The sequence below is a fragment of the Sphingomonas panacis genome, assembly GCF_001717955.1.
GTDB classification, from domain to species: domain Bacteria; phylum Pseudomonadota; class Alphaproteobacteria; order Sphingomonadales; family Sphingomonadaceae; genus Sphingomonas; species Sphingomonas panacis.
The window spans coordinates 3777924-3804391 of sequence record NZ_CP014168.1 but is presented as its reverse complement, the minus strand read 5'-3'; the positions used below and the strand labels follow the sequence as shown (position 1 = coordinate 3804391).

At 68.2% G+C, this 26468-nt stretch carries 24 protein-coding genes and 1 tRNA gene; 17 read left to right on the top strand and 8 right to left on the bottom strand.

Annotated features, from left to right (window positions below; genetic code table 11):
- Nucleotides 1-81: 81 nt before the first annotated feature.
- The 3 genes from J0A91_RS17280 to J0A91_RS17270 form a co-directional block, all read right to left on the bottom strand.
- Nucleotides 82-1002 (bottom strand): DUF481 domain-containing protein, encoded by a 921-nt coding sequence (locus J0A91_RS17280; protein WP_069205929.1) that lies wholly within the window; start codon nucleotides 1000-1002, stop codon nucleotides 82-84.
- Nucleotides 1003-1072: 70 nt separating this feature from the next.
- The gene (locus J0A91_RS17275; RefSeq protein WP_069205928.1) at nucleotides 1073-1552 is read right to left on the bottom strand and encodes an RNA pyrophosphohydrolase; all 480 of its coding nucleotides are present in this window, start codon (nucleotides 1550-1552) and stop codon (nucleotides 1073-1075) included.
- 3 nt (nucleotides 1553-1555) lie between these two features.
- A complete protein-coding gene (locus tag J0A91_RS17270) occupies nucleotides 1556-2548 on the bottom strand; it encodes an alpha/beta hydrolase (protein WP_069205927.1) in 993 nt (330 codons plus the stop codon).
- 50 nt (nucleotides 2549-2598) lie between these two features.
- On the opposite strand from J0A91_RS17270, the gene J0A91_RS17265 reads away from it, so the two are divergent.
- The 4 genes from J0A91_RS17265 to J0A91_RS17250 all read left to right on the top strand — a co-directional run bounded on the left by J0A91_RS17265 (nucleotide 2599) and on the right by J0A91_RS17250 (nucleotide 6225).
- Complete coding sequence (locus J0A91_RS17265; RefSeq protein ID WP_069207439.1) at nucleotides 2599-3507, top strand: histone deacetylase family protein; 909 nt, start codon at nucleotides 2599-2601, stop codon at nucleotides 3505-3507.
- Nucleotides 3508-3659: 152 nt separating this feature from the next.
- Nucleotides 3660-5597 carry a potassium transporter Kup gene (locus J0A91_RS17260; RefSeq protein ID WP_240502057.1) on the top strand — a complete coding sequence of 646 codons (1938 nt, stop codon included), beginning with the start codon at nucleotides 3660-3662 and terminating at the stop codon, nucleotides 5595-5597.
- Nucleotides 5594-6103, top strand: a complete 510-nt coding sequence (locus J0A91_RS17255; protein ID WP_069205926.1) for a 2'-5' RNA ligase family protein — start codon at nucleotides 5594-5596, stop codon at nucleotides 6101-6103. Before J0A91_RS17260 ends, J0A91_RS17255 begins: the two co-directional genes overlap by 4 nt.
- A 45-nt stretch (nucleotides 6104-6148) precedes the next feature.
- Nucleotides 6149-6225 (top strand) — tRNA-Met (locus J0A91_RS17250).
- A gap of 4 nt (nucleotides 6226-6229) precedes the next feature.
- On the opposite strand, the gene fdhD is transcribed toward J0A91_RS17250, so the two are convergent.
- A complete protein-coding gene (fdhD, locus tag J0A91_RS17245) occupies nucleotides 6230-7024 on the bottom strand; it encodes a formate dehydrogenase accessory sulfurtransferase FdhD (RefSeq protein ID WP_069205925.1) in 795 nt (264 codons plus the stop codon).
- A complete protein-coding gene (mobA, locus tag J0A91_RS17240; RefSeq protein WP_069207437.1) occupies nucleotides 7021-7563 on the bottom strand; it encodes a molybdenum cofactor guanylyltransferase in 543 nt (180 codons plus the stop codon). The genes fdhD and mobA overlap by 4 nt, the downstream gene beginning before the upstream one ends.
- A gap of 211 nt (nucleotides 7564-7774) precedes the next feature.
- On the opposite strand from mobA, the gene trxB reads away from it, so the two are divergent.
- Nucleotides 7775-8740 carry a thioredoxin-disulfide reductase gene (gene trxB / locus J0A91_RS17235; RefSeq protein ID WP_069205924.1) on the top strand — a complete coding sequence of 322 codons (966 nt, stop codon included), beginning with the start codon at nucleotides 7775-7777 and terminating at the stop codon, nucleotides 8738-8740.
- Between the two features lie 58 nt (nucleotides 8741-8798).
- Here trxB and J0A91_RS17230 read toward each other — a convergent pair whose 3' ends face one another.
- Genes J0A91_RS17230 through J0A91_RS17220 form a run of 3 tightly spaced genes read right to left on the bottom strand, consistent with a single transcriptional unit; the run spans nucleotide 8799 to nucleotide 10532 of the window.
- The gene (locus tag J0A91_RS17230; RefSeq protein WP_069207436.1) at nucleotides 8799-9572 is read right to left on the bottom strand and encodes a hydrolase 1, exosortase A system-associated; all 774 of its coding nucleotides are present in this window, start codon (nucleotides 9570-9572) and stop codon (nucleotides 8799-8801) included.
- A complete protein-coding gene (locus J0A91_RS17225) occupies nucleotides 9560-10249 on the bottom strand; it encodes a hypothetical protein (RefSeq protein WP_069205923.1) in 690 nt (229 codons plus the stop codon). Before J0A91_RS17225 ends, J0A91_RS17230 begins: the two co-directional genes overlap by 13 nt.
- Before the next feature lie 10 nt (nucleotides 10250-10259).
- Nucleotides 10260-10532 carry an acyl carrier protein gene (locus tag J0A91_RS17220; RefSeq protein ID WP_069205922.1) on the bottom strand — a complete coding sequence of 91 codons (273 nt, stop codon included), beginning with the start codon at nucleotides 10530-10532 and terminating at the stop codon, nucleotides 10260-10262.
- Between the two features lie 113 nt (nucleotides 10533-10645).
- On the opposite strand from J0A91_RS17220, the gene J0A91_RS17215 reads away from it, so the two are divergent.
- The 12 genes from J0A91_RS17215 to J0A91_RS17160 all read left to right on the top strand — a co-directional run bounded on the left by J0A91_RS17215 (nucleotide 10646) and on the right by J0A91_RS17160 (nucleotide 26444).
- The gene (locus J0A91_RS17215) at nucleotides 10646-12157 is read left to right on the top strand and encodes an acyl-CoA ligase (AMP-forming), exosortase A system-associated (protein ID WP_206365060.1); all 1512 of its coding nucleotides are present in this window, start codon (nucleotides 10646-10648) and stop codon (nucleotides 12155-12157) included.
- Nucleotides 12154-13413: a pyridoxal-dependent decarboxylase, exosortase A system-associated gene (locus J0A91_RS17210; protein ID WP_069205921.1), complete on the top strand. Its 1260-nt coding sequence runs from the start codon at nucleotides 12154-12156 to the stop codon at nucleotides 13411-13413. Before J0A91_RS17215 ends, J0A91_RS17210 begins: the two co-directional genes overlap by 4 nt.
- Nucleotides 13414-13481: 68 nt before the next feature.
- Entirely contained in the window at nucleotides 13482-14123 is a 642-nt protein-coding gene (locus J0A91_RS17205) for an XrtA/PEP-CTERM system exopolysaccharide export protein (RefSeq protein WP_069205920.1), read from the top strand.
- Nucleotides 14124-14136: 13 nt separating this feature from the next.
- Nucleotides 14137-15660 carry an XrtA system polysaccharide chain length determinant gene (locus tag J0A91_RS17200; protein WP_069205919.1) on the top strand — a complete coding sequence of 508 codons (1524 nt, stop codon included), beginning with the start codon at nucleotides 14137-14139 and terminating at the stop codon, nucleotides 15658-15660.
- Nucleotides 15657-16586, top strand: coding sequence for a P-loop NTPase family protein (locus tag J0A91_RS17195; protein WP_069205918.1), 930 nt, complete (start codon nucleotides 15657-15659; stop codon nucleotides 16584-16586). The genes J0A91_RS17200 and J0A91_RS17195 overlap by 4 nt, the downstream gene beginning before the upstream one ends.
- A complete protein-coding gene (locus J0A91_RS17190) occupies nucleotides 16583-18184 on the top strand; it encodes a hypothetical protein (RefSeq protein WP_069205917.1) in 1602 nt (533 codons plus the stop codon). Before J0A91_RS17195 ends, J0A91_RS17190 begins: the two co-directional genes overlap by 4 nt.
- A 10-nt stretch (nucleotides 18185-18194) precedes the next feature.
- Nucleotides 18195-19889 carry an XrtA/PEP-CTERM system-associated ATPase gene (locus tag J0A91_RS24895; protein ID WP_240502056.1) on the top strand — a complete coding sequence of 565 codons (1695 nt, stop codon included), beginning with the start codon at nucleotides 18195-18197 and terminating at the stop codon, nucleotides 19887-19889.
- 8 nt (nucleotides 19890-19897) lie between these two features.
- A complete protein-coding gene (locus J0A91_RS17180) occupies nucleotides 19898-20737 on the top strand; it encodes an XrtA system polysaccharide deacetylase (protein ID WP_069205916.1) in 840 nt (279 codons plus the stop codon).
- A complete protein-coding gene (locus tag J0A91_RS17175; protein ID WP_069205915.1) occupies nucleotides 20734-21807 on the top strand; it encodes a FemAB family XrtA/PEP-CTERM system-associated protein in 1074 nt (357 codons plus the stop codon). The genes J0A91_RS17180 and J0A91_RS17175 overlap by 4 nt, the downstream gene beginning before the upstream one ends.
- Before the next feature lie 3 nt (nucleotides 21808-21810).
- Entirely contained in the window at nucleotides 21811-23013 is a 1203-nt protein-coding gene (locus J0A91_RS17170) for a TIGR03087 family PEP-CTERM/XrtA system glycosyltransferase (RefSeq protein ID WP_069205914.1), read from the top strand.
- Nucleotides 23010-24548, top strand: a complete 1539-nt coding sequence (gene xrtA, locus J0A91_RS17165) for an exosortase A (protein ID WP_069205913.1) — start codon at nucleotides 23010-23012, stop codon at nucleotides 24546-24548. The genes J0A91_RS17170 and xrtA overlap by 4 nt, the downstream gene beginning before the upstream one ends.
- Nucleotides 24549-26444 (top strand): XrtA/PEP-CTERM system amidotransferase, encoded by a 1896-nt coding sequence (locus J0A91_RS17160; RefSeq protein WP_069205912.1) that lies wholly within the window; start codon nucleotides 24549-24551, stop codon nucleotides 26442-26444.
- Nucleotides 26445-26468 lie beyond the last annotated feature (24 nt).

The window sequence follows — 26468 nt, the reverse complement described above, 5'->3', positions numbered from 1 at the left end:
CCTAGCGCGGGACCGGGCGTTACTCCACCCGTTGCGGTCGTTTGCGGTCGATCCGTCACTCCAGCGCGAACCGCCCGCGAATCAGAAACTGTACACGATCGAAGCCGTGCTCGACGTGTCGGTGCTGACCCGCCCGATCGGCGGCGCGCTTTCATATTGCACGGCGTAGGAAAGTTTCGCGGAGAGCGGGCCGAACAGCTTGGCGTTGATCGCCGAGACGCTGCTGACCGTGCTGTTGATCTTCTGGAAATAGACCGACGCGGCCTGAGTCACCGAGATCGCGCGGTTGAGCTTCAGCGCGAAATCCATCGATCCGCGCGCCGCGAAGCTGTTTTCCTGAGTCGCATCGGTGAAGGAAGTGCGGCGATAGGCCGGGCCGACTTCGAGATCGAGCTTGATGCCCGGCGAGCGGATCACGCCGAAACCCGCGCCCACCGACCCGGCATAGCGGTTGTAATAGCCGAGGAAACGGTCGCTCTCGTAGCTGCCGGTGCCGTAGATATAACCGCGTTCGGAAAATTTGTAGTTCGGCTCATAGGCGGCGAGATAATGTTCGCGGCTGATCAGGCCGCTGCTCTGCTTGTAGTCGACCGCGAGCGTTACCGTGTGCTTCCACTGCAACGTCTCGCGGCTGAGTTTCACCGCCGCGTTGACGCCGAGGTCGTTGGTGTTGCCGGTTGTGGCATAGCCACCGAGCTGGACGCTGCCCTTCCACAGATCGAACGGACCGGCCTCGACGATCGTCTCGACCCGCTTGGCCTCACGCGCCTTGCGCCAGCCATCGACCGACGCCTTGATCGTGCGTGCGGATTCGGGCGCGGCGTTGGACGCGTATTTGGAGATGATGTTGATGTCGTTCTCATTGCCCGAAGCGATCGCCGCGTCGAGCATCGCCCTGAGCTGTGGCGGCAGCGGTGCGTCGTTCTTGGCCGGCGTCGTGGCTGACGGCGCTTGCGCCGGGTCCAGAACCGGCGCCGCGACGAGGATCAACGGAAATACCATGACATTCCCATAGCATCGACAGCCACCGTGACGATCTCAGCCTGCCGTCGGCGCGGGGCCGCTGATCGCATCAACCGAGATAGTCGCGGAACAGGAGCAGGACTTCCTCATACAGCGCCTTCTTGAATGGCACGATCAGCGCGGGCAGTTGCGCGGGTTCGATCCAGCGCCAGGCGATGAATTCCTCATGCTCGGTGGCGATGTCGATCTCGCTGTCGTCTCCGAGAAAGCGGCAGAGGAACCAGCGCTGGCGCTGGCCGCGCCATTTTCCCTTCCACACCTTGCCGACCAGATCGGGCGGCAGATCGTATCTGAGTTCGTGCGGGGCGATGGCGATCAGTTCGACGCGATCGGCGGCGATGCCGGTTTCCTCGCGGAGTTCGCGCAGCGCCGCCGTCTCGGCGTCCTCGCCGGGATCGATCCCGCCCTGCGGCATCTGCCACGCTTCGATGCTGGTGTCCTTGCGCTGGCCGACGAAGACGCGGCCCTCGCGGTTGAGGATCATCAGCCCCGCGCACGGGCGATAGGGAAGCAAATGGGGATCGGTCATCGCTCAACGCGCCTCTGAGGTGGGAGCGGGCGACGTTAGCCGCGTGGCGACACTCTCCGCAATCATCGTCTTCGCAAGTGCGAAGGCGCCGGCGCAGTCCGCGACCGCCGAGGGAATCGCCTGACGCAGCGTGATGAAGCCGTGAACCGTGCCATTCGCCTCGCGGAACGTCACCGGCACGCCGGCCTGCGCGAGCGCGGCGGCATAAGCGCGACCCTGATCGCGGAGCGGGTCGAGGCTGGTGGTGAGCACCGTGGCAGGCGGCATGCCAGCGAGATCGGCGAGCAGCGGCGAGGCGCGTGGGTGGCTGAAATCGGCCTGATAGGCGTCGGCGAACCACCGGAGGCTGTCGCGATCGAGCAGATAGCCGCTCTCGAACGCGGCGAGGCTCGGGTACGTGCGCGAGCCGTCGGCGGCGGGGTAGAACAGCAGGTGCGCCACCACCGGCAGCGGTGCGGGATCGTCGCGCAGCGCCATCGCGGTGATGATCGCGAGGTTGCCGCCCGCGCTGTCGCCGCACAGGACGAGGCCCGTTGCGACGCGCGGCAGCGCGGGCGGCGCGCTCGCGACCCAGCGCGCGGCGGCCTCGCAATCGTCGGGCGCGGCGGGCCAGCGATGTTCGGGGGCGAGCCGGTAATCGACCGACAGCACCGGCAGATCGAGCGCGCGCGCCATTTCGGCACAGAAGCTTGCATGCGTGTCGAGATCGCCGATGACGAAACCGCCGCCGTGGAAGAACAGCACCAACGGGCCGGGGTCGCGCACGCTACGCGGATCGAACAGCCGCGCGGGCAGATCGCCGGCCGGGCCGGGAATGGTCAGATCGAGCATCGTGCCGAGCGTGCCGATCGGCAGATCGGCGATGTCCTTGATCGACCGGAGCATCATGCGGGCACGGGCGGCATCGACTTCGTGCATGCGCGGGCCGGGCGCGGCGTTGAGAAAAGCGAGAAAACCACGCACATCGGGGCGAACGAAAATATCGGCCAAAAGCATCTCCTTGGCGCCGCTTTGCGCCGCGCCGCCCGCGACCTTACCTAAGCGTGGTGATCCCGATCGTCCATCATCCCGCCTATGTTTCCGCCGCGCATGCGAACAGCCCGACTCAGCTCAGCAAGAACGGGCTGCTCCGCGATCTACTGCGCGCGGAGGGCACGCGCCTCAACTGGGTCGAGCCCGAGCCGATGCCGCGCGCGTGGCTGGAGGCGGTGCATGACCCGGACTATATCGCCGAGGTGATCGAGGTGCGCGTACCGGCGGAAAAGGAACGCCGCATCGGCTTCGCGGTGACGGCGGCGGTGGCGGAACGATCGCGTCATGTCGTCGGCGGGACATGGCTGGCGGGGCGGCTTGCGCTCGACCACGGCTATGCGGCGAACACCGCGGGCGGCAGCCATCATGCGCTGGCGGGCACCGGATCGGGCTATTGCGTGCTCAACGATCTCGCGGTGGCGGCGGTGCGGCTGGTCGAGGAGGGCACCGTCGAGCGGCTGCTGGTGGTCGATTGCGACGTGCATCAGGGCGACGGCACGGCGTCGCTGTGCGCCGGGCGCAGCGGAATCGCGACCTATTCGATTCATGCCGAGAAGAACTTCCCGGCGCGAAAGGCGCGCTCGACGCTCGACGTGGCGCTGCCCGACGGCACCGGGGACGCGGCCTATCTTCGGGCGTTGGAGGAGTCGCTGGCGCCTTTGCTCGATAGCGTGCGGCCGCAGCTCATTCTCTATCAGGCCGGCGTCGATCCGTTCGGGGGTGACCGACTCGGCCGGCTTTCGCTCACCGAGGCGGGACTGGTCGCGCGCGAGACGCTGGTGGCGCGGCTTGCGATCCAGCGCGGCATCCCGCTCGCCAGCACGGTCGGCGGTGGCTATGGTGCGGATACCGCCGCGATCGCCGCACGCCACGCCACCGCGATCCTGACGCTGGGGCAGGCCTATGCCGCGCGGACGTCTTGAACCGCGCGAGCGCGTCCCCACATGGAAGATTGCTAACGACCCGAGCGCCATGCTACGGGCCTGCCGCTGTGGATTCCATCGGTGGATCACTGGGGCGCGATCGGTCTGCATATGCCATATATGATTGATTTTCGGGCAAGAACTGCCTTCCAGTGAGCAATATCGTCACCAGCGCGGCTGAACCCGCGCCCGCCGGAGCCGATCTCGCGACGCCCGGCGCTCCCTCGCATGGCGCGGACCCGCTGCCGAAGCTCGCGCTCGGCGCGATCGGCGTGGTGTTCGGCGACATCGGCACCAGCCCGCTCTACGCCTTCCGCGAAACCTTCGCCGGGCATCACAAGCTCGCGGTCGATGCGCTGCACATCATGGGCGTGGTCAGCCTGATCTTCTGGTCGATGCTGCTCGTCGTGACGATCCAGTACGTCACGATCATCATGCGCGCCGACAACAAGGGCGAGGGCGGCAGCCTCGCCTTGCTCGCGCTGATCTCGGGGCGGGTGAAGCAGATCCGCTGGTCGCGCGGGATCGTGCTGCTCGGCGTGTTCGCGACCGCGTTGTTCTACGGGGACAGCATGATCACCCCGGCGGTGACGGTGCTCGGCGCGGTCGAGGGTCTTGCCGTCGCGCAGCCGAGCCTGTCGCATCTGGTGCTGCCACTGTCGGGGCTCATCATCATCGCGTTGTTCGTCATCCAGAGCAAAGGCACCGCCAAGATCGGGCTGTTCTTCGGCCCCGTCATGCTGCTGTATTTCGTGGTGATCGCCGCGCTCGGCGTGATGAGCATGGTCAAGACGCCGGGCATCCTGTGGGCGCTGTCGCCGCACTATGCCGCCCTGTTCTTCTACCACGATCCGCTGCGCGCCTTCCTCGCGCTCGGTTCGGTCGTGTTGGCGGTGACGGGCGCGGAGGCGCTTTATGCCGACATGGGGCATTTCGGCCGCAATCCGATCCGCGTGTCATGGATGTTCTTCGTGCTGCCCGCGCTGATGCTCAACTACATGGGGCAGGGCGCCTTGTTGTTTCGCGATGGCGTGCCCGCGCTGGAAAGCCCGTTCTACAAACTCGCGCCGGCCGGTTGGGAATTGCCGCTCGTGCTGATCGCGACGGCGGCGGCGATGATTGCCAGCCAGGCGGTGATCTCGGGCGCGTTCTCGGTGACTCAGCAGGCGATCCAGCTCGGCTTCATGCCGCGGCTGCGGATCGAGCATACCAATGCCGCGACCGCCGGGCAGATCTACATCCCGCTGATCAACTGGCTGCTGCTGGCGATGGTGCTGCTGCTGGTCGCGTTCTTCCGCAGTTCGTCGAACCTCACCGCCGCCTATGGCATTGCGGTGACGGGAGCGATGCTGATCGACACCTGTCTACTGGTGGTGGTGCTGCGCCGCTTGTGGAACTGGCCGCTGATCGCCGCCGTGCCGCTGCTGGCGGTGTTCTTCCTGGTTGATGGCGCGTATTTCACCGCGAACCTGACCAAGATCGTCTCGGGCGGCTGGTTCCCGCTGCTTGCCGGCTTCATCATCTTCACGATCCTGACGACGTGGTCGAAGGGACGGCAGTTGATGATCGCGCGGATGCGCGAGGGCGCGATGCCGATCAAGGTGTTCATCCAATCCGCCGCCACCGCCGCGACTCGCGTGCCGGGGACGGCGGTGTTCATGACCTCGACGCCGGAGGGGGTGCCGCACGCGCTGCTCCACAACCTCAAGCACAACAAGGTGCTGCACGAGCGCATCATCCTGCTGACGGTGAAGATCGTCGATGAGCCGTATGTCGCGGAAGGGCAGCGCTGCCATCTCGAAGACCTGACGCACGGCTTCCACCGGATGATCCTGAAATACGGTTTCATCGAGGAACCGGACGTGCCGGTCGCGCTCGCCAACGTGCATCGCTGCGGCGCCGAGTTCCGCATGATGGACACCAGCTTCTTCCTGGCACGGCAGACATTGCTGGCATCGTCGCGGCCGGGGATGATGATCTGGCGCGAGAAGCTGTTCGCGTGGATGCTCCGCAACGCCGAAAGCGCGATGGAGTTCTTCCGGCTGCCCACCAACCGGGTCGTCGAACTCGGCAGCCAGCTCGAGATTTGAACGAGGCCGCACCCGTAATCGTGACGGCGCTGTTCGGCAAAACCGATGCGGCGTTCTTCGACGGGTTGCGCAAGCGGCACTTCCCGCCCGAGCGCAACCAACTGGCGGCGCATCTCACCATGTTCCACCATCTGCCGCCGTCGATCACGGCCGAACTCAAGCAGCGCCTGTCGGCGGCAACGCGCGGGGTGGCGCCGCCAGACGCGCGGATCGGCGGGCTGATGTCGCTCGGCGGCGGTGTCGCGTTCCGCATCGAAAGCCCCTCGCTGGAGGACATTCGCGATTCGCTCGCGCACGCATTCGCGCCATTGCTGATGCCGCAGGATCGCGCCGGCTGGCGTCCCCACGTCACCATCCAGAACAAGGTGCCGCCTGCGGAGGCGAAGGCGCTGCTGAGCGCGCTGGCGGTCGATTTCCGCCCGCGCGCGGTGGCGATCGCGGGTCTGGCGAGCTGGTATTATCGCGGCGGGCCGTGGGAGCCGCTGTCGCGCCATATGTTCGCTTGACCGCCCGGTTTGACGCACTTATAGGCGCCGCTCTCGCGATGACGAGGCGAAGTAGCTCAGCTGGTTAGAGCACGGGAATCATAATCCTGGGGTCGGGGGTTCAAGTCCCTCCTTCGCTACCATCGTTCACAAACGCGCCGCGAAAACGTGGTGCGGATCGTTCATCACCAGCATCGCATCCTTCCGCGCCAGCGCGACCAGACTGAGTCCATGCGCGCGCGCGTGATCGACCGCGAGTCCGGTCGGGGCGGAGATGCCGACGAGCAGCGGCGCGCCGGCGACCAGCGCCTTGTCGACCATTTCGAAGCTGATTCGGGAGGTGACGAGCACGAAACCCGCTGCGATCTCCGCAGGCGCGCAAGCGCCGATCAGCTTGTCGAGCGCGTTGTGGCGGCCGACATCCTCGCGCGCGGCGACGATCGCCCCGGTGGTATCGCACACCGCCGCCGCGTGCAGCGCTCCTGTCGCGGCGGTGAGCGGCTGGTGCGCGCGGATCGCCTCCAGCGCGGTGAACACGGCGGCGGCGCTGGTGTGCGGCGTCGGCGCATGCCGCGTAACCGGGCGGACGACCTGTTCCAGCCCGGAGACGCCGCACAGCCCGCAGGCGGTATCGCTGGTGCGGTGGCGGACCCGGTCATGGATTCGCCCCGCGCAACGCTCGGCGACGGTCACGCGGACGATCCAGCCGGCGGGCGTCTCGAACACGTCCATGTCGAGGATGTCGGCGGCCGCATCGATCAGCCGTTCGGTGAGCAGGAAGCCGGTGGCGAGATCGTCGAGCGCGGCGGGGGTGGCCATCAGCACGGCATAGCCGATGCCGTTCACCTCGATCGCGACGGGCGCCTCGATCGCGATGGTGCGCTCATCCGTATGCGCGCCATCGCGGGTGAGGACGAGGATGTGTTCGGTGCGCGTGGTCATATCGGCAAATCCGCGGGCGTGTTGACGTTGAAAAGCGGCTCGGGCGCGGGCAGGGCGGTCGCGCCCACCGCGTCGGCCCAGCGCCGGATCGACAGCGCGGCGCTCTTCGTGCCGCTGACGTACCCGTCGAGCCGCGCCGCGAGCATCTCGGCGGCATCGGCACGCCAGCAGCCGAGGATCGGCGCGTCGCCGCAATAGGCCGGTGCGCCCGCGATCACATCGGCGATCAACGCCGGTGGCACGCGCGGCATGTCGCAACCGATCGTGAGGACGTGCGTATATCCCGTCGCTTCGGCGTGGAGCAACGCGGCGGCGATCCCGCCGAGCGGGCCGAGGCCGGGACGTGGCCGGTCGGCAAGCGACTGCAAGCCATTCCAGTCTCGGCCACACACCACGATCGTCTTCACGAACGCTCCGAGCGCGGCGGCTGCGTGCGCGATCAGCGGTTGGCCATCGAGCAGCGCCAGCGCCTTGTCGCTGCCGAACCGGCTCGACGCGCCGCCTGCAATGATCGCGCCGAGGATCGTACGAGAGGTCATCAGCACTATCCCGAGTTCGTCAGCCACCCTCCTACCGTCCGCAATGAGCGTGGGGTGTCGAAGCGTTGTGATAGCATCGTCATGGCGTCGCAAAACAAAACTGTCGCGCGCGCGGTTTGTACCGACGCGCTGCCATGCCGATATTGCCATCCGGGCCGCTTGCCCCATAGAAGCGCGCCCGAGACGCCCCGTCGCCAAGCTGGAAGCCGATATGACCACGCATACCACCCGCATGTTGATCCTCGGTTCCGGGCCGGCGGGCCTCACCGCCGCCATCTACGGCGCTCGTGCGGGGCTGAAGCCGATTCTCGTGCAGGGCATCCAGCCCGGCGGGCAGCTCATGACGACCACCGATGTCGAGAATTACCCCGGTTTCGCCGACGTGATCCAGGGGCCGTGGCTGATGGAGCAGATGCAGAAGCAGGCCGAGCATGTCGGCACGCAACTCATGTACGACACGATCGTCGAGGTCGATGTCTCGCAGCGCCCGTTCCGGCTGATCGGCGACGGCGGCGATGTCTATGAGGGCGACACGCTCGTCATCGCGACCGGCGCGCAGGCCAAGTGGCTCGGGCTGGACAGCGAGGAAGCGCTCAAGGGCAAGGGCGTCAGCGCGTGCGCGACCTGCGACGGGTTCTTCTATCGCGGCAAGAAGGTCGCGGTGATCGGCGGCGGCAACACTGCGGTCGAGGAGGCTTTGTACCTCACCAACCATTCGCCCGACGTGACGATCATCCACCGCCGCGACCATTTCCGTGCCGAGAAGATCCTCCAGGACCGGCTGTTCGCGCACAAGAACGTGAGCGTGCTGTGGAACAAGGAAGTCGCCGAGTTCGTCGATGGCGGCGGCACGGCGGGCCTGATCGCGTTGGAACTGCGCGACACGGTGACGGGCGAGCTGTCGCGGCTCGACACCGACGGCGGCTTCGTCGCGATCGGCCACCACCCGGCGACCGAGCTGTTCCGTGGCCACGTCGATCTCGACGAGGATCATTACATCAAGGTAGAGACCGGCACTACCAAGACCAACGTGCCCGGCGTGTTCGCCTGCGGTGACGTGATGGACAAGCATTACCGTCAGGCGGTGACGGCCGCCGGCAGCGGCTGCATGGCCGCGCTCGATGCCGAACGCTTCCTCGCGGCGGAGGATTTCAAGGTGGCGGAAGCGGCGGAATAGCGCGCGAAACTTCGTCGCCCGAGACCCCCGCTTGCGTTGGGGCGACGGGTGTTGCGGGTCAGATCGCCTCGAAAATCCGTTCGAACAACCAATCCGCATCGCCTTCGCGCGCGAAGCTGTGCGAGGGGCTGTCGAGCGTTTCGATCGGCGCGGCGAGCGTCGCGGTCTTCATCGCATCGCGAAACGCGAGCGCGGTCGAGTCGCCGTTTGCGAGCAGGATCGTCGCGCGCGCGCCCCAACCCTCCAGCGCGGCGATCAGTCGCGCGGCGAGGCCGTCCTCGCGTGGCGACCGCGCTTGCGTCACTTTGCGCAAGCCCACGACGAGCCTGCGCAGGTTCACCCCGCCGCTGGCCAGCCGGAGCCACTCGCGCGGGTTCTTCACCTTGTCTGCGTAGCGTGCCCGGATCGCGGCGGCGGGCGGCAGATCGTCGGCGTCGTCGATCACCCACGGATTGGCGAGGATCAGCCGGTCGATCCCGGCGCAATGCCCGAACAGCGCGAGCGCGGTCGCGGCGTCGCAATTGCCGAACGCGATGAGACGGCGCACCCCCGTCTCGGCGGTGAAGGTCGCCGCCGCTGCTGCGATATCGGGGGCGGAGGACAGGAAGCCGCCATTTTCGCCGCTTGAATCGCCGACGCCGCGCCGGTCGAAGCGGAACACCGGCACGCCCGCCGCCGCCAGTCGCGCGGCGAGCAACGCCATGCCGCGATGCGCGCCGGCGCGGACTTCATTACCGCCCGAGACGATCAGCAGCCCGGTCTCGCCCGAGGCTTCATCGAGCGTGCCGAGCAGGCGGTCGCCCGCGCAGGGAAACGCGATCAGCCGCCGCATCGCGCGATCCATGCCGCGATATCGTCGGCGAGCAGCGCGGCGAGCGCGGGATCGTTGCCGGGTTCGGCGCGGCGCCAGAGTGGGGCGGCATCCACTTTGCGGTCGGCGGGCTGCGGGTCGCTAACCAGCCGCACCGTGCGCAGCGGTCCGTCCGGCACGGCAACCGCGCCATCGTCGGTCAGGGCATTGAACAGCGGCGGCGCGATACGATTGCCGGCGAGCAGAAGCGGCGGACAATCCGCGCCGGGCTGAACCGGAATCGCCGTGCCGCCGGTCGACGCGGCACGCCGCAATTCGGAGAGCGCCGCCGCGCCGGGAAGCGGCGATAGCCGCCAGCGGCTCTCCAGCCGCGCTTCACCGTCGATCGCGGCGCCGCTGCGCAGTGCGACGCCATGCACGTGCCTGCCGATGTTTCCAGCAGCGGCGGCGAAGGCGGCGCGCCAGTCGTCGAGGCGGGCATCATCGGTCGGCAGCACGCTTTCGCCCTGACCCGGCAGATCGGGCAGCGCGCTCGCCACCTCGCGCGCGGCGAGCGCGCGGCACAACGTCACCACGAACGCGCGCGTGCGGTTGGCTTCTTCGAACAGCGGCATCGCGATCACCACGATCGGGCCGTTCGTCGGCCCGAAGCGCAACATCGCCTCGCGGCCGCCGCGCCAGTCGTAATGGTCGATCAACCGCGCGCGCTCATCGCGGCGCTTTGGCCGCCGCGAACCGGACGAGCGCGCCGAAGGTCTCGAGCATTTCGCCGTCGACTTCGTCGTCTTCGATCAGGATGCCGAGCCGCTCTTCCAGTTCGGTGAGCACGCCCGCGACCGCCATCGAATCGAGTTCCGGCATCGCGCCGAACAGCAACGTGTCGTCGCGCAAGGCGGCCGCGCGCGCTTCGCTCAGCCCCAGCACGTCGCGCAACACCGCGCGCACGGTCGTCTCGATCGTCGAATTATCGTCTGGCAACACTGCAGGCCCATCCTTCCCTTTTCGGCGCGCGTTAGAGAAAGGGCGTGCTTCTGCCAAGGGCCGCGCCTTCGCCCGGGTCTTCACAAGGCGGCGGACTCGGCTATCAGGGCGCGATGATCGCTCTCGATCCCGTGCCTCGCCCGATCGACACGCTGCCGCTCCGCGGGCGGGCGGAGGATGTGGCGCTGGCGTTCAAGAGCGGCGATATCACCTTCGCCGAGCTGGAGCGCCGCACCGGGGGCATCGCGGCCCGGCTTCGGCAGGCGGTCGATGAACCGGGCGCGCGGGTGGCGAGCTGGCTGCCCAAGACGGTGACCGCATGCGTGATGCCGCTCGCCGCGCCGCGTGGCGGGCTGGTGCATGTGCCGGTCAACCCGGTGCTCAAGCGCGCGCAGGTGGCGCATATCCTCGCCGATAGCGGCGCGCGGCTGCTCGTTACGCAGGCGGCGCGCGCTGCCACGCTGGAGCCGGGCGACGTGCCGGGTGATTGCCGGATCGTTCTGGAGGAAGACCTCGCTGGCGACACCGATCCGCTACCGCCATCGCGCGCCGACACCGACGCGCTCGCGGCGATCCTCTACACCTCGGGATCGACCGGGCGGCCCAAGGGGGTGATGCTCAGCCATGCGAACCTGTGGCTGGGGGCGATCAGCGTGGCGCACTACCTCAAAATCACGCCCGCCGATCGCGTGCTGGGCGTGCTGCCGCTGAGTTTCGATTACGGGCAGAACCAGCTGTTTTCGACCTGGGCGGCGGGCGGATCGGTCGCGCCGCTTGATTACCTGACCGCGCGGGACGTGGTGAAAGCGGTCGAGCGGTTCGGCGCGACGACGCTGGCGGGCGTACCGCCGCTATGGGTGCAGTTACTCGATGTCGAATGGCCGGAAGCGACGGCGGCGCGGCTGCGGCGGCTCACCAACTCGGGCGGCGCGCTGACGGTGCCGATCATCGCGGGGCTGCGCGCCAAATTCCCGCAGGCCGATCTCTACCCGATGTATGGCCTCACCGAAGCGTTCCGCTCGACCTACCTCGCGCCCGAACTGGTCGATGCGCACCCGCAAGCGATCGGCCGTGCGATCCCCTTCGCCGAGGTGATGGCGGTGCGCGCCGATGGCAGCCGTGCCGCGCCCGGCGAAGCGGGCGAACTGGTCCATGCCGGGCCGCTGGTGGCGCAAGGGTATTGGCGCGATGCCGAGCGCACCGCCTTGCGCTTCCGGCCCGCGCCCGATTGGGCGGAGAATGGCGGCATGGCGGTTTGGTCGGGCGATACCGTGATGGAGGGCGAGGACGGGTTGTTCCGTTTCGTCGGCCGCGACGACGAGATGATCAAGAGCGCTGGCAACCGCATCAGCCCCACCGAGATCGAGGATGCCGTGTTGCGCGGGCAGGAGGCGGGCGAGGCGGTGGCGATCGGGGTGCCCGACGCGCGGCTCGGGCAGGCGATCGTGGTGGTGGCGCGGGCGCTCGGCGACGCTGCCGTGGCCGAGGCGGCGGTGCGCGCGCGGCTGCGCGCCGAGCTGCCGAGCTTCATGCAGCCCGCGCGCTACGAATGGCGCGATGCGCTGCCGGTCAACGCCAACGGCAAGCTCGACCGCGCATCGCTCCGCCGCGAGGTGACGGCATGAAGCCGATGGGGACGATCCCGGCCGATTTCGCCGGCGCGCCGCTCGTCATCGCCGGGCGCAGCGCGGAGGAATGGGTCGATGTCGCGGGCGACACGCCGCTGTTCGTCTATGATTTCGCCGCCGTCGCGCGGCGGGTGGCGCGCTTCCGGGCGGCGTTCTCCGGCGTCGATCTGCACTATGCGATCAAGGCCAACCCGTTTGCGCCTTTGCTCGCCGCGATGGCGCCGTTGGTCGACGGGTTCGATGTCGCCTCGGCGGGCGAACTCGCGCGCGTGACGAGGCTGAAACGGGGCCATGCGATCAGCTTCGCCGGGCCGGGCAAGCGTCGCGACGAGATCGAGGCGGCGATCCGCGCGGGCATCACGATCAACCTCGAATCCGAAGGCGAGGCGGCCCGCGCGATCGCGATCGGCGACGTGCTCGGGCTGGTCCCGCGTCTCGCCGTGCGGGTGAACCCCGAGATCGAGCTGCGCGGGTCTGGCATGCGGATGGGGGGCAGGGCATCCCCCTTCGGGATCGATTCCGATCGCGCCGCCGCGCTCGCGCGCGAGGTGATCGATTCCGGCGCGGAGTGGTGCGGCTTCCATATCTTTGCGGGATCGCAGGCGCTCGATGAGCAGGCGATCATCGAGACGCAGGCCGAGACGCTGGCGCTGGCGGCACGGCTCAGCGAACAAGTCGGCGTCGTGCCGCCGCTGGTCAACCTCGGTGGCGGGTTCGGCATCCCGTACTTCCCCGGCGAAGTGCCGCTCGATATCGAGGCCATCGGCGCCGCGCTCGTCGAACGGCTCGGTTCGCTGCCGGCCGGGCTCGAGGGCACGCGCTTCGCGATCGAACTCGGCCGCTGGCTGGTCGGCGAGGCGGGCGTGTATCTGACTCGCGTGGTCGATCGCAAACAGAGCCGGGGGGAGACCTTTATCGTTACCGATGGCGGCATGAACCACCAGCTCGCGGCGAGCGGCAATCTCGGCACGGTGGTGCGCCGCAACTATCCGGTCGCGGTCGCCACCGCGCCGGCCCATGCACCGACCGAGGTCGCCAGCGTGGTCGGCCCGTTATGCACCCCGCTCGACCGGCTCGCCGACCACGTCGGAATTCCCGTCGCGCACCCCGGCGATCTGATCGCGGTGTTCATGGCCGGCGCTTACGGACTGTCGGCCAGTCCGGCCGGATTCCTCGGCCACCCCGCGCCGGCGGAAATCCTGGCGGGCGCGCCGGACGTTCCTAACGCAATCTTCACCTCTCCAAAGGCATAGCCCGACCATCGCCGCGGACTTGCACGCCTGACGGAGCGTGCCGGTTGTAGCAGCAGGGAGTTTGGTGGATGCGTACTTCGGGGCTTCTCAAGGGCTGTGTCACGGCTGGCGCGACCGCGCTCGCGCTGAACGGGTGCGCGACGGGCGGCGGCGGGCAATTGCCGCCGGCGGCGTTCGTCGCCACGCAGGAACAGCCGGGCGAGGAATATGTCATCGGCCCGCTCGACCAGCTCAACATCTTCGTGTGGCGCAACCCCGAACTGTCGGCAAAGGTGCAGGTTCGCCCCGACGGCCGCATCACCACGCCGCTCATCAGCGACATGCCCGCTGTCGGCAAGACGCCGGCGATGCTCGCCGACGACATGAAGATCGCGCTGGGCGAATATATCAAAGACCCGGTCGTCTCGGTGATCGTCGAGAATTTCAGCGGCACGTTCAGCCAGCAGGTCCGCATCGTCGGCGCGACCGCCAAGCCGGCGTCGATACCGTACCGCGCCAACATGACATTGCTCGACGCGATGATCGCGGTCGGTGGCCTCAGCGAATATGCCGCCGGCAACCGGGCCAAGCTGATCCGCTACGATCGCGCCACCGGCAAGCAAGTCGAATACAACATCAAGCTGTCCAACCTTCTCAAGAACGGCGATTCGCATGCGAACGTCCGGCTCGAACCGGGCGACGTCATCATCATCCCCGAGAGCATGTTTTGAGAGGGCCGGGCACGTGAACGGTCTTTACGATGAACTGCGGATCGCGATCCACGCGGTCTGGATACGGCGCTGGATCGCGCTCGGCGTGGCATGGGCGGTCGCGATCGTCGGCTGGCTGTTCGTGGCGCAGATCCCGAGCAGCTACGAATCGACCGCGCGCGTGTTCGCGCAGATGCAGACGTTGCTGCCCGCCGCCGTCGGCATCTCGCCGGCGGACCAGCAGAAGAATCTCGACACCGTCCGCCAGACGCTGACCTCGGCCGACAATCTCGAGAAGGTCGTGCGCGGCACCGACCTCGCCAACACCGTCGCCACCGACAAGGACGTGGCGGACCGGGTGGCGGCGCTCCAGCAGGCGGTGAAGATCACGTCCGAGCAGGACAATATCTTCACGATCTCGGTCAGCCAGAAAAGCCCGAAGGTCGCGCGGCAGGTCGTACAGAAATTGCTCGATCAGTTCGTCGAGCAGAACCTCTCGGGCGACAAGGCGGAGACGACACAGACACTCCAGTTCCTCGACCAGCAGCTCGCGCAGAAGCAGAAGCAGCTTTCCGACGCCGAGGCCAAACGCGAGGATTTCCAGAACCGCTATCTCGGCTCGCTGCCCGGCACCGGCTCGGTCGCCGACCGGATGGCGGCGGCGCGCAGCCAGATGGCGCAGGTCGATGGTGATCTCGCCGCCGCGCAATCGGGGCTGGCGGTCATCAACGGTCAGATGGCCGGAACCCCGGCGAGCGTTCCCGGCGCGGGCGGCAGCGCCGGCAGCGCCGGGCCGGCCCGCGCCCGGCTGAACGCGATCCAGGGACAGCTCGCCGATGCGCGCGCGCGCGGCTATACCGAGCAGCATCCCGATGTGATCGCGCTCAAGAGCCAACTCGCCGCCGCACAGGCCGCGGCGCGCAACGAACCTCTGGTCGGTGGATCGGCGGCGGGCGGCGCGTCCAATCCGTTGTATCTCCAGCTTAAGGCCAATCAGGCCGACAAGCAGGCGCAGGTCGCCGCGCTGATGAGCCGCAAACGCCAGCTTCAGGGCGACATCGATACGATCAGCACCAAGCTGACCGGCGATTCGGGCGCGATGCAGCAACAGTCGCAGATCGAGCGCGACTATCAGGTCTTGAAGGACAGTTATGACAAATTGCTGTCCGATCGCGAGGGCGTTCGCCTGCGCGGGCAAGCGCAGTCGCAGACCGATGCGATCAAGTTCAGCGTGCTCGACCAGCCGAGCGCGCCGCGCGTGCCGACCTCGCCCAACCGCCCGCTGCTGCTGACCGGCGTGCTGCTGGCGGCGCTGGTGATGGGGGCGGGCGCCGCGTTCGCGATGACTCAGGTGCAGACAACCTTCCCGACGTCGAAACGGCTCGAAACGGCGACCGGTTTGCCGGTGATCGGCTCGATCGGCGAGACCGTGACGAAGCTCCAGACCGCGCAGCGCCGCCGCCAGCTCGGCTATTTCGGCGGCGGCATGGCGGCGCTGGTGGTCGCGTGGGTGGCGCTGCTCGGCGTCGAGATGCTCCAGCGAGGACTTGCCGCATGAACGACGTGACCTCGCGCAAGCTGGGTGGCTCGCTGATCGAGCGCGCCGCGCAAATCTATGACTTCAATGCAGAGCTGCGCGCGCGCAGCCCGCAACCGCCCGTCACCGCATCGGCACCGCTGCCGCGGGTCGCGCCGGTGGCGGAAGCGCCGCTGGTACCCGACTCCTACGCCGAAGTGTCGCCTCCGGGCGACGTGGCGGTGGTCGATCGCGCGATGCTGACCACCAACGGGCTGCTCGTCCCCGGTGCGCCGGTCGGTGCGCTCGCGGAGGAGTTCCGGCTGGTCAAGCGGCACCTGATGGTGACCGCGCGCACGCTCCGCCAGAAAGACGCGACGCGGGCGCGCACGATCCTGGTCTGCTCGGCCAAGCCCAACGACGGCAAGACCTATTGCGCGCTCAATCTCGCCATCTCGATGGCGGCGGAGCGCGAGGTCGAGGTGATCCTGATCGACGCCGATTTCGCCAAGCCCGACGTGATGAACCGGCTCGGCCTCGCGGATGGGCTGGGGTTGCTCGATGTGCTCGCCGATCCGACGATCGATATCGAAACCTGCGTGGTACGCACCGACATCCCGCAATTGAGCGTGCTGCCCGCCGGCACCAAGTCGCACGACGACACCGAATTGCTGGGCAGCGCACGCACCGCCGCGATCATCTCGGCGTTGCTCGCCGCCGATCCGCGCCGCGTGCTGATCTTCGATTCACCGCCGGTGCTGGCCGCGTCGCCCGCCGCCGTGCTCGCGCATCATGCTGGGCAGACCGTGCTGGTGGTGCGCGCCGACCGCACCGTCGAGAGCGATCTGCGCGAAGCGGTCGCGCTGCTCAGCGGCTGCGAAGACATCCAGTTGCTGCTCAACGCGGTGACCTATGCGCCCGGCGGCCGCCGCTTCGGCAGCTATTACGGGCAGGAGGACTCGAAATGAAGCGGATGCTCCTGACGGGGGCCGCCTGTGCGACGCTGCTTGCCGCGCCCGTCCATGCGCAGGATCGGCACAAGTCGATCTCGCCCTATATCGAACTGAGCCAAGTCGCCGTCGCCGATCTGAGCGGCGACAACGACGTGCTGACCTATTCGACGGTCGCCGCCGGGGTCGACGCCGATCTGCATACCAACCGCGCCGACCTTCAGGTGAGCTATCGCTACGAACGCCGCATCGCGTGGAGCAAGCGTGTCGGTGACAGCGACGTCCACAGCGGCCTCGCACGCGCGGCGGTGAAGATCGCGCCGGGCGTCAGCCTCGACGGCGGCGCGCTCGCCACGCGCTCGCGCTACGACATTCGCGGCGCGGCGCCGGTGAACCTCGCCGGCAATGTCGACAACATCAGCCAGGTCTATTCGGCCTATGCCGGCCCGACGCTCGCGACCAACGCCGGCCCGGTCGCGATCAACGCGGCATATCGCTACGGCTACACCAAGGTCGAATCGCCCGGTTCGACCGGCGTCGCGCCCGGTGCGCAGCGGCTCGACGTGTTCGACAGCGCGCAGAGCCACGTCGCGACCGCGTCCGCCGGCGTGAAGGCGGGCGAGGTTCTGCCGGTCGGCGTGACGGTGAGCGGCGCGTACGAGCGCGACACCGCCACCCAGCTCAGCCAGCGCTACGAGGGCAAATACGGCCGCGGCGACGTGGTGCTGCCGGTCACGCGCACGCTCGCGCTGCGCGGAGGCGTGGGATATGAGAAGATCAAGATCACCCAAAAGGACGCGCTGCTCGACGCGGGCGGCAATCCGGTGATCGACCGCAACGGTCGCTACGTCACCAATCAGGCGTCACCGCGCCGGATCGCCTATGAGACCGACGGGCTGATTTACGACGCCGGCGTGATCTGGCGTCCGTCGCCGCGCACCTTGCTGACCGCCAATGTCGGCAAGCGCTACGGCGGCGTGAGCTATACCGGTTCGTTTTCCTATTCGCCGTCACGTGCCGTAAGCTTCCAGCTTGGCGTATATGACTCGGTGACGACCTTCGGGCGCCAGTTGCAGGACGGCATCTCGCGGTTGCCGACCAGCTTCATCGATCAGCGCGATGCGTTCGGCCAGCAGTTCGGGGGATGCACGTTCGGCAACACCGCAGGTTCGGCGGGCGGGTGCCTCAACGGCGTGTTCCAGTCGATCTCGTCCTCGTCGTATCGCGCGCGCGGCGTCGATGCGATCCTGTCGGCGAACCGGGGTCCGTTCAGCTACGGCATCGGTGCGGGCTATGCCAACCGCAAGTTCTTCGCGCCCGAGGGCGAGCAGTTCACCGTCGATGGCGTCGAAGACGAGAGCGTCTATGCGCAGGCTTTCGCCTCGGTCACGCTCGATCGTGTTTCCAGCATCAGCGCGGACGTGATCGCGAATTACTATAAGAGCGGTATCGCCGGATCGCGCGGCATCTACAGCGAGGGCGCGACGGCGACCTATTACCGAAGCTTCGGCCGGTTGGGGGCGACGGCGACCGCCGGCATCTACAATTTCAGCCAGCAGGGGCTGCGCGACCAGACTTCGGCCCAGGGCCAGGTCGGGATGCGGTATCAATTCTGAGGGTGTTGCCATGTACGACGACCATTATGGATTGAACGGGCGGCCGTTCCAGCTCACGCCTGATCCGCGTTTCTGGTTCGATACCGCCACGCACCGCAAGGCGATGGCCTATCTCGGCTATGGACTGAGCCAGGGCGAGGGCTTCATCGTCATCACCGGCGATGTCGGCGCGGGCAAGACCACGCTGGTCGGGCATCTGATGGCGACGATCGACCGAGACCGCTTGCAGGCGATCAAGATCGTCTCGACCCAGATCGAGGCGGACGACTTGCTTCGCATGGTCGGCAACGGGCTCGATCTCCACACCGACGGGATGACCAAGGCGCAACTGCTCACCGCGATCGAGCGCGGGCTGCACGCCACCGCACGCAGCGGACGGCGCACGTTGCTGATCGTCGACGAAGCACAGGCGCTGCCGGTTTCCGCGCTTGAAGAATTGCGGATGCTGTCGAACTTCCAGGCGGGCGGCCATGCGTTGCTCCAGATCTTCCTGCTCGGCCAGCCCGAGTTCCGGGAGCGGCTGCACGGTTCCGACCGGCTCGAGCAGCTCCGCCAGCGCGTGATCGCGACTCATCACCTCGAACCGATGGAGCGCGAGGAAGTCGCGCCGTACATGAAGCACCGGCTCGGCGTGGTCGGCTGGACTGGCCGTCCGCACTTCACCGACGATGCGTTCGCGGCGCTCTACGCTGGCTCCGATGGCGTGCCGCGCCGGCTCAACCAGCTTGCCGGGCGCGTGCTGCTGTTCGGCGCGATCGAACAGCTCGATACGGTCGACGCGGAGGTGGTGAACACGGTGCTGGCGGACATTTCGAGCGACGCGCCCGAGAAGTCCGAGCCGCTGCCAATCGTCAAGGCGGCCGAGCCGACCACCGCGCCGCGCCCGATCCGGCATCTGCCGTCCGAGGATGCCGAGCCGGATGCCGAGTTGCTCGCCCGCATCGCCTCGCTCGAATCGCGGGTCGAGGAACCCGCCGCGCCTGACCAGTCGCTGATGCAGGCGATCGCCTCGATCGAATCGCGACTGGAGAATGTCTCGGCCGGTCCGCGTGTCGATCGCGGCATCCTCGCGCGGCTGACCTCGCTTGAGGCGCGGGTCGAGACCGCACCGAAGGTCGATCCCGCGCTGGCCGAGCGGCTCGCCTTGGTCGAGGGGCGTACCGACCAGATCGCGGTCGCCGTCTCGGATGTCGATCAGACGGTTCGCGACGAACTGGCCGCGCTCGGTGCCGCAGTCGAGCAGACGGCGGCGCGCCTCCCCGAGATCGATGCGGCGGGCAGCGAACGGCTCGCGGCGCTCGAAGCGCGGATCGACCAGCTTGCCGCGCGCGAGCCCGAGGCGGACCCGGCCATCGCCGCGCTCGAAGCCCGGCTCGATGAGGTCGCGTCGCGCGGACCGCAAAGCGACCCGGCCGTCGCCGATCACCTCGAATCGCTCGAAGCCGCGATGGAGCAGCTCGCCGCCCGGCCGACCGATCTCAACCCGGCACTCCTGGCGCGGCTCGATGCGCTGGAGACCCGGATCGACGAGGCATTGGTCGCGTCAACGGCAGGCGATCCCGCCAGCCGCGCTCGCATCGCCTCGCTTGAGGCGCGCATCGAGGAACAGGACGCCGCACTGCGCCGTGTGCTGACGTTGCTGGTCGATTGGGTCGAGGGTGATGGATCGCACGATACGACGGCGCTCCGCCGCGACCTGCGCTGAGCCGGAGCATGCCCCACGCGCTGTCGGTCGATATCGAGGAATGGTTTCAGGTCGGCGCGTTCGAGCGGGTGATCGACAAGGTCGATTGGGATTCGCTCGAATCGCGGGTTGAGTACAACACGGACGCGGTGCTGGCGCTGTTCGCCGAAACCGGCGTGAAGGCGACGTTCTTCACGCTCGGCTGGGTCGCCGCGCGCCATCCCGCGCTGATCCGCCGGATCGTCGCGGCCGGGCACGAACTGGCGAGCCACGGCTGGGCGCACCAGCGCGTCTTCACGATGCAGCCGGACGTTTTTCGCGCCGATATCGAGCGCGCGCGCAGGACGCTGGAGGATGCTGGCGGCGTGCGCGTCACCGGCTACCGTGCGCCGAGCTTCTCGATCGACGCGCGCACGCCCTGGGCGCATCCGATCCTCGCCGATGCGGGCTATGCCTATTCGTCGAGCGTCGCGCCGCTCAGGCACGATCATTACGGCTGGCCGGAAGCGCCTCGCTACGCCTTCCGCCCCGTCGCCGATTCGCCTCTGATCGAGGTGCCGGTGACGGTCGCCGCGTTCGGCAAGCGCCGCATGGCGACGGGCGGCGGCTTCTTCCGGCTGTTTCCGGCGGCGCTCACCAACCATGCGGTGCGGCAGGTTTCGGCTGAAGGCCAGCCCGCCGTCTTCTACTTCCACCCGTGGGAGATCGACCCCGACCAGCCGCGCATCGCCGCCGCGCCGTTCACGTCGCGGCTGCGCCACTACAGCCGCTTGGGCGCGATGGCGGGCAAATTGCGCGGGCTGATCCGCCGCCACCGTTGGGACCGGATGGATTCGATCGTCGCCGAGATGAAAAGCGCTATGGCGTGACCGTGCCTTTGCTTTCGCCCCTGCTCGGCCTGCGTACCGCCGATCTGAGCGATGCCTCCGAAGCCGCGCGCATCGCCGATTTCGTTCGCGCGCATCCAGCGGGGACGCCGTTCCATCTCCCGGCGTGGAGCCTTGCCGTCGCGCAAGGGTGCGGCCAGCGCAGCCACACGCTGATCGCCGAGCGTGGCGACGGGACGATCGAAGGCGTGTTGCCGATGACGGAGGTTCGCTCGCGCTTGTTCGGGCGCGCTTTGGTCTCGAACGGCTTCGCGGTCGGCGGCGGCATCCTTGCCGACAGCGATACGGCGGCGACCGTGCTGGCCGAAGCGGGTTGGGCGCTGGCGCTGAAACTCGGCTGCCCGAGCCTCGAATTGCGCGGCGGCGGCGTGCCCGAGGGCGACTGGATCGCGGAGGAGGGGGCCTATCTCGGCTTCACTCGCCCGCTCGCCGTCTCGGACGAGGCCGAACTCACCGCCATCCCCCGCAAGCAGCGCGCCGAGGTGCGCAAGGCGCTCGCACTCGATCTCGACGTGACGGTCGGCAGCGGCGCCGAGGATATGAAGGCGCATTACGCCGTCTATGCCGAATCGGTGCGCAACCTCGGCACCCCAGTGTTCCCGGCCAAGCTGTTCCGCAGCGTGCTCGCGACGTTCGGCGACGATGCCGATATCCTGACGATCCGCTCGGCCGGCACGCCGGTCGCGAGCGTGCTGAGCCTGTATCACGCGGGCACGGTCTATCCCTATTGGGGTGGCGGCACGCTTGCGGCGCGCGCGCTTCGCGCCAATGATCGCATGTATTTCGCGCTGATGAGCCATGCCCGCGCGCGCGGCTGCACGCGGTTCGATTTCGGGCGGTCTAAGGTCGGCACCGGGCCGGCGGCGTTCAAGAAGAATTGGGGTTTCGAAGGGGTGCCGCTGCGCTATGCCAAGCGCGTGAAACCCGGCGACACCCCGCGCGAGATCAACCCGCTCAGCCCCAAATATCGGCTGCAAGTCGTCGTGTGGAAGAAACTTCCCCTGGGGATCGCGAACCTGGTCGGTCCGCTCGTCTCCAAGGGCCTTGGCTGATCGATGGGCGACATCCTGTTCCTGGCGCATCGCGTTCCCGATCCGCCCGATCGCGGCGACAAGATCCGTGGGTTCCACATTCTCAAGCATCTATCCGCACACACGCGCACCCACCTCGTCGCCTTCGCCGACGATCCACGCGACCTGAACCGTGCCGGCAGCCTGCCGTGGCTGACGGGCGAGCGCGCGGTGGTGTGGCGGGGCAAACCGCGATGGCGTGCCGCCGCCGAAGCGCTGGTGCGGGGGCGGCCGGTCTCGCTGACGTCGTTCGACGATGCGGCGGTGCGGGCCAAGGTCGATGACCTGCTCGCGCGCTATCCGATCGGCACGATCTACGTGTTCTCGGGGCAGATGGCGCAATATCTGCCGGCCAAGCCCCACCAGCGCGTCGTGATGGATTTCGTCGATATGGATTCGGCCAAGTTCGCCGACTATGCCGCCGCGGCGCACGGCCCGTCGCGCTGGATGATGGCGCGCGAGGCCCGGCTGCTGCAGGCATTCGAGTGTGATGTCGCCGCGCGCGCCGACGCCAGCCTGTTCGTCAGCACCGCCGAGGCCGTACTGTTCCGCAAGGCAACCGGCGCGGCGCGGGTCCAGGCAATCGAGAACGGCATCGACACATCGGTCTTCGATCCCGCCGCCAGCTTCGAGCGCTTCGCGGCGGAGGGCGACCTGATCGTCTTCACCGGCCAGATGGATTATCGCCCCAACATCGACGCGGTGACGTGGTTCGCGAACGATATCCTGCCGCTGATCCGTGCCGCATACCCACAGGCGCGATTCGCCATCGTCGGTCGCGCGCCGTCCGAGGCGGTGAGAGCGCTCGCCAGCCGTCCGGGCGTGATCGTCACCGGCGAGGTCGCCGACGTGCGCGGCTGGCTTGCCGCCGCCGCAGTGGTGGTCGCGCCCTTGAAGCTGGCGCGCGGCATCCAGAACAAGGTGCTGGAGGCGATGGCGATGGCGCGGCCTGTGGTCGCCTCCGCGCCTGCTGCCGAGGGGATCGACCATGCCGGCACGATCCGCGTCGGCACAACCGCCGCCGAGATCGCGCAGGCGACCAGCCTGCTGCTCGACGACAAACCCGCCGCCGCCGGGATCGGCGCAGCCGCGCGCGCGCAGGTGCAGCGCCGCTATAGCTGGGAGGCGTGCCTCGCACCGCTCGATGCGATACTGGCCGATCACCGGACGGAACGCGTCGCGGCATGACCTACGCATTTCCATCTGCCGACTTCGCGCCCGCCACCTCTACGCAAGGGGCGTGGCGTCGCCATCTCGCGGCGCTGGCGGCCGTCGCGGCCATCATCGTCGCGACGTTCTGGCGCGACGTGACGACGCTCGCGCATCTGTGGTGGACGAGCACGACCTTCGGGCATTGCCTGTTCATCGGCCCCGTTCTCGCATGGCTGGTGTGGGCGCGCCGCGCCGATCTCGCCAAACTGACGCCGGTCGGCTGGGCGCCGGGGCTGGCGATCGTCGCATGTGGCGGTCTGGGCTGGCTGCTCGGCGATGCCGGCGGGGTCGCGCTGGCGCGGCAACTCGGGCTGGTGATGATGCTGCAAGGCGCGGTCGTCACCCTGCTCGGGCCGAACGTCGCGCGCGGGCTGCTGTTTCCGCTGTGTTATGCGGTCTTCCTCGTGCCGTTCGGCGAGGGGATGGAAGGGCCGCTCCAGACCGTCACCGTCGCGCTGACGATGCCGATGCTCCACCTGTTCGGCGTGCCGGCGCAGGTCGACGGCGTGCTCATCACCATCCCCAACGGCTATTTCGAAGTTGCCGAGGCGTGTTCGGGCGCCAAGTTCGTGATCGCGATGATCGCCTACGGCACGCTCGTCGCCAACGTGTGCTTCGTGTCGTGGGGCAGGCGGGCGGCCTTCATGGTGATGGCGCTGATCGTGCCCGTCGTCGCCAACGGCATCCGCGCGTTCGCGACGATCTATGCGGCGTATCTCACCTCGGTCGAGGCGGCGACGGGCTTCGACCATATCCTGTACGGCTGGATCTTCTTCGGGCTGGTGATGGCGGCGGTGATCGCGATTGGCTGGCGCTGGTTCGATCGCGCACCCGATGCCCCGGCGTTCGATGCGGCGAAGCTTCAAGGCACGCCGCGCATGCGGCTCGACACGCTGCTCGCGGCGGCGTTGGTGCTGACGACGATCGCGGTGTTCCCCATGTGGAGCGCGGCCATCGCCAATCGCGCGCAAGCCTTGCCCGGCCGTATCGCGCTTCCCGAGGTGCCCGGCTGGCACCGCGTGCCGATGAGCACGCGCGCGCCGTGGGCGCCCAATTATCCGGGTGCCGACCATTATCTGATCGGGCGCTATGCCGATGCGAGCGGCGATCCGGTCGATCTCGCCATCGCGGTTTATGGGTCTCAGCAAGAGGGGAAGGAGATCGTCTCGTTCGGCGTGGGCGCTTTGCGTGAGGATGACGTGTGGGTGCGGATCGAGGATCTGCCCGATCTCGCCGGCGGCTCGGTGATCCACGTCACCGCACCCGGCCCCGTCGAGCGCGAGATCGCGACCTGGTATCGCGTCGGCGACATCGTCACGCACAGCGGCGCACGGCAGAAGCTCGCCACCCTGCAGGCCAAGCTGCTTGGCGGCCCGCAGCGCGCGGTGGCGGTGCATGTCTCGGCCGAGGTGTTGCCGGGCCGCGATCCGCGCGCGGCGATGCAGCGCTTCCTGAAGGCGCTCGGCCCGATCGACGTGGTGGCGGATCGCGCCGCCGGGATGTCCCGTTAGATGTGCGGGATCGCTGGCATCTTCTATCCGGCCATGCCCAAGCCGGTCGATCCGGTGCGGGTGCGCGCGATGACCGACGTGCAGGCGCATCGCGGCCCCGACGGCGGCGATGTGTGGACCGCTCCCGGTGTCGGCCTCGGCCACCGCCGCCTGTCGATCATCGATATCGCCGGCAGTCCGCAGCCGATGCGCAGCGCGGACGGATCGCTGACCGTTACGTACAACGGCGAAATCTATAATTTCGTCGAACTGCGCGCCGAATTGCAGGCCAGGGGTGCGCGTTTCGTCACCTCTGGCGATACCGAGGTGCTGCTGCACGGCTGGGCGGCGTGGGGGCCGGCGCTGCTCGATCGCTTGAACGGCATGTTCGCCTTCGCGATCCACGACGCGGCGCGCGGCTGTCTGTTCCTCGCGCGCGACCGGATGGGGGTGAAGCCCCTCCATTATGCCGAGCTTCCCGATGGTGCGGTGGTGTTCGCCTCCGAACTCAAGGGGCTGCTCGCACACCCGCTGCTGCGCCGCACGCCGCAGATCACCGCGATCGAGGACTATCTCGCGTTCGGTTATGTGCCCGACGACACCTCTATCGTCGCCGGTGTGAAGAAGCTTCCCGCCGGGCATTTCCTGCTGATCGAACGCGGCAAGCCCGTCCCCGCGCCATCGCGCTGGTGGGACGTGGATTTCTCGCGCCGCGCCACCGGCAGCCGCAGGGCGCTGGAGGAGGAACTGGTCGAGCGGATGCGCGCCGCCGTCACGCTGCGGATGGTCGCCGATGTGCCGCTCGGTGCGTTCCTGTCGGGCGGGGTGGACAGCTCGGCGGTGGTCGCGCTGATGGCCGAGGCTTCGCCACGCGCGGTGAAGACCTGCACGATCGGCTTCGACGTGGCCGGGGTGGACGAGCGCGGCTACGCCGACGTGATCGCCAAGCGCTTCGCCACCGAGCATCGCGAGCGGATCGTGTCGGCGGACGATTACGCGCTGATCGACACATTGGTCGCTGCGTTCGACGAACCCTTCGCCGATGCCTCGGCGCTCGCCACCTACCGGGTGTGCGAACTGGCGCGCGAGACGGTGACGGTCGCGCTGTCGGGCGACGGCGCGGACGAAGCGTTCGCGGGGTATCGCCGCTACAAGTTTCAGGCGGCGGAGGAGCGGGTGCGCGCACTATTGCCGGCATCGCTGCGCTCGCGCGTGTTCGGCACGCTCGGCCGGCATTATCCCAAGGCCGATTGGGCGCCGCGCGGCTTTCGCGCCAAGACGACCTTGCTCGCGCTCGCCGAGGATGGCGCCGAGGGCTATGCCCGCTCGGTCGGGGTGACGACGCCGGCGCTTCGCGCGGCTCTGCTCACCGACACCGCCCGCAAGGCGCTCGGCGGGCACCGCGCCGAGGACCGCTACGTCCGCGCGATGCGCGACGCGCCGGCACGCGATGCGCTCGATCGCGCGCAATATGCCGATTTCCAGCATTGGCTGCCCGGCGACATCCTCACCAAAGCTGATCGCACCAGCATGGCGGTGAGCCTCGAAGCGCGCGAACCGCTGCTCGACTACAAGCTCGTCGAATTCGCCGCGACCTTGCCCGATGATCTGCGGCTGCGCCACGGGCAGGGCAAGTGGCTGATGAAGAAGGCGATGGAGCGCTATCTGCCCAAGGACATTCTCTATCGCCCGAAAATGGGGTTCGTCACCCCGGTCGGGGCATGGTTCCGGGGGAGCCTCGCCGATGAAGCGGCGGCGCTGGCGCGTTCGCGCACGCTGATCGGCAGCGGCTGGTTCGATCCGCGCGCGATCGAGACAATCGCCGCCGATCATCGCGCCGGCCGCGCCGATCATGGCCGGACCTTGTGGCAATTGGTGATGCTCGAACGCAGCATGGCGCGGCTGTTCGGCGCGTGATCGGGGCGGTCCGGCTTGACGAAC

What these genes read in the sequence shown, in the direction of transcription:
- xrtA (WP_069205913.1), top strand. Translation starts at nt 23,010, where the DNA reads ATGACCTACGCATTTCCATCTGCCGACTTCGCGCCCGCCACCTCTACG.
- trxB (WP_069205924.1), top strand. Translation starts at nt 7,775, where the DNA reads ATGACCACGCATACCACCCGCATGTTGATCCTCGGTTCCGGGCCGGCG.
- J0A91_RS17170 (WP_069205914.1), top strand. Translation starts at nt 21,811, where the DNA reads ATGGGCGACATCCTGTTCCTGGCGCATCGCGTTCCCGATCCGCCCGAT.
- fdhD (WP_069205925.1), bottom strand. Translation starts at nt 7,024, where the DNA reads ATGACCACGCGCACCGAACACATCCTCGTCCTCACCCGCGATGGCGCG.
- J0A91_RS17210 (WP_069205921.1), top strand. Translation starts at nt 12,154, where the DNA reads ATGAAGCCGATGGGGACGATCCCGGCCGATTTCGCCGGCGCGCCGCTC.
- J0A91_RS17195 (WP_069205918.1), top strand. Translation starts at nt 15,657, where the DNA reads ATGAACGACGTGACCTCGCGCAAGCTGGGTGGCTCGCTGATCGAGCGC.
- J0A91_RS17180 (WP_069205916.1), top strand. Translation starts at nt 19,898, where the DNA reads ATGCCCCACGCGCTGTCGGTCGATATCGAGGAATGGTTTCAGGTCGGC.
- J0A91_RS24895 (WP_240502056.1), top strand. Translation starts at nt 18,195, where the DNA reads ATGTACGACGACCATTATGGATTGAACGGGCGGCCGTTCCAGCTCACG.
- J0A91_RS17280 (WP_069205929.1), bottom strand. Translation starts at nt 1,002, where the DNA reads ATGGTATTTCCGTTGATCCTCGTCGCGGCGCCGGTTCTGGACCCGGCG.
- J0A91_RS17205 (WP_069205920.1), top strand. Translation starts at nt 13,482, where the DNA reads ATGCGTACTTCGGGGCTTCTCAAGGGCTGTGTCACGGCTGGCGCGACC.
- J0A91_RS17230 (WP_069207436.1), bottom strand. Translation starts at nt 9,572, where the DNA reads ATGCGGCGGCTGATCGCGTTTCCCTGCGCGGGCGACCGCCTGCTCGGC.
- J0A91_RS17270 (WP_069205927.1), bottom strand. Translation starts at nt 2,548, where the DNA reads ATGCTTTTGGCCGATATTTTCGTTCGCCCCGATGTGCGTGGTTTTCTC.
- J0A91_RS17275 (WP_069205928.1), bottom strand. Translation starts at nt 1,552, where the DNA reads ATGACCGATCCCCATTTGCTTCCCTATCGCCCGTGCGCGGGGCTGATG.
- J0A91_RS17160 (WP_069205912.1), top strand. Translation starts at nt 24,549, where the DNA reads ATGTGCGGGATCGCTGGCATCTTCTATCCGGCCATGCCCAAGCCGGTC.
- J0A91_RS17190 (WP_069205917.1), top strand. Translation starts at nt 16,583, where the DNA reads ATGAAGCGGATGCTCCTGACGGGGGCCGCCTGTGCGACGCTGCTTGCC.
- J0A91_RS17215 (WP_206365060.1), top strand. Translation starts at nt 10,646, where the DNA reads ATGATCGCTCTCGATCCCGTGCCTCGCCCGATCGACACGCTGCCGCTC.
- mobA (WP_069207437.1), bottom strand. Translation starts at nt 7,563, where the DNA reads ATGACCTCTCGTACGATCCTCGGCGCGATCATTGCAGGCGGCGCGTCG.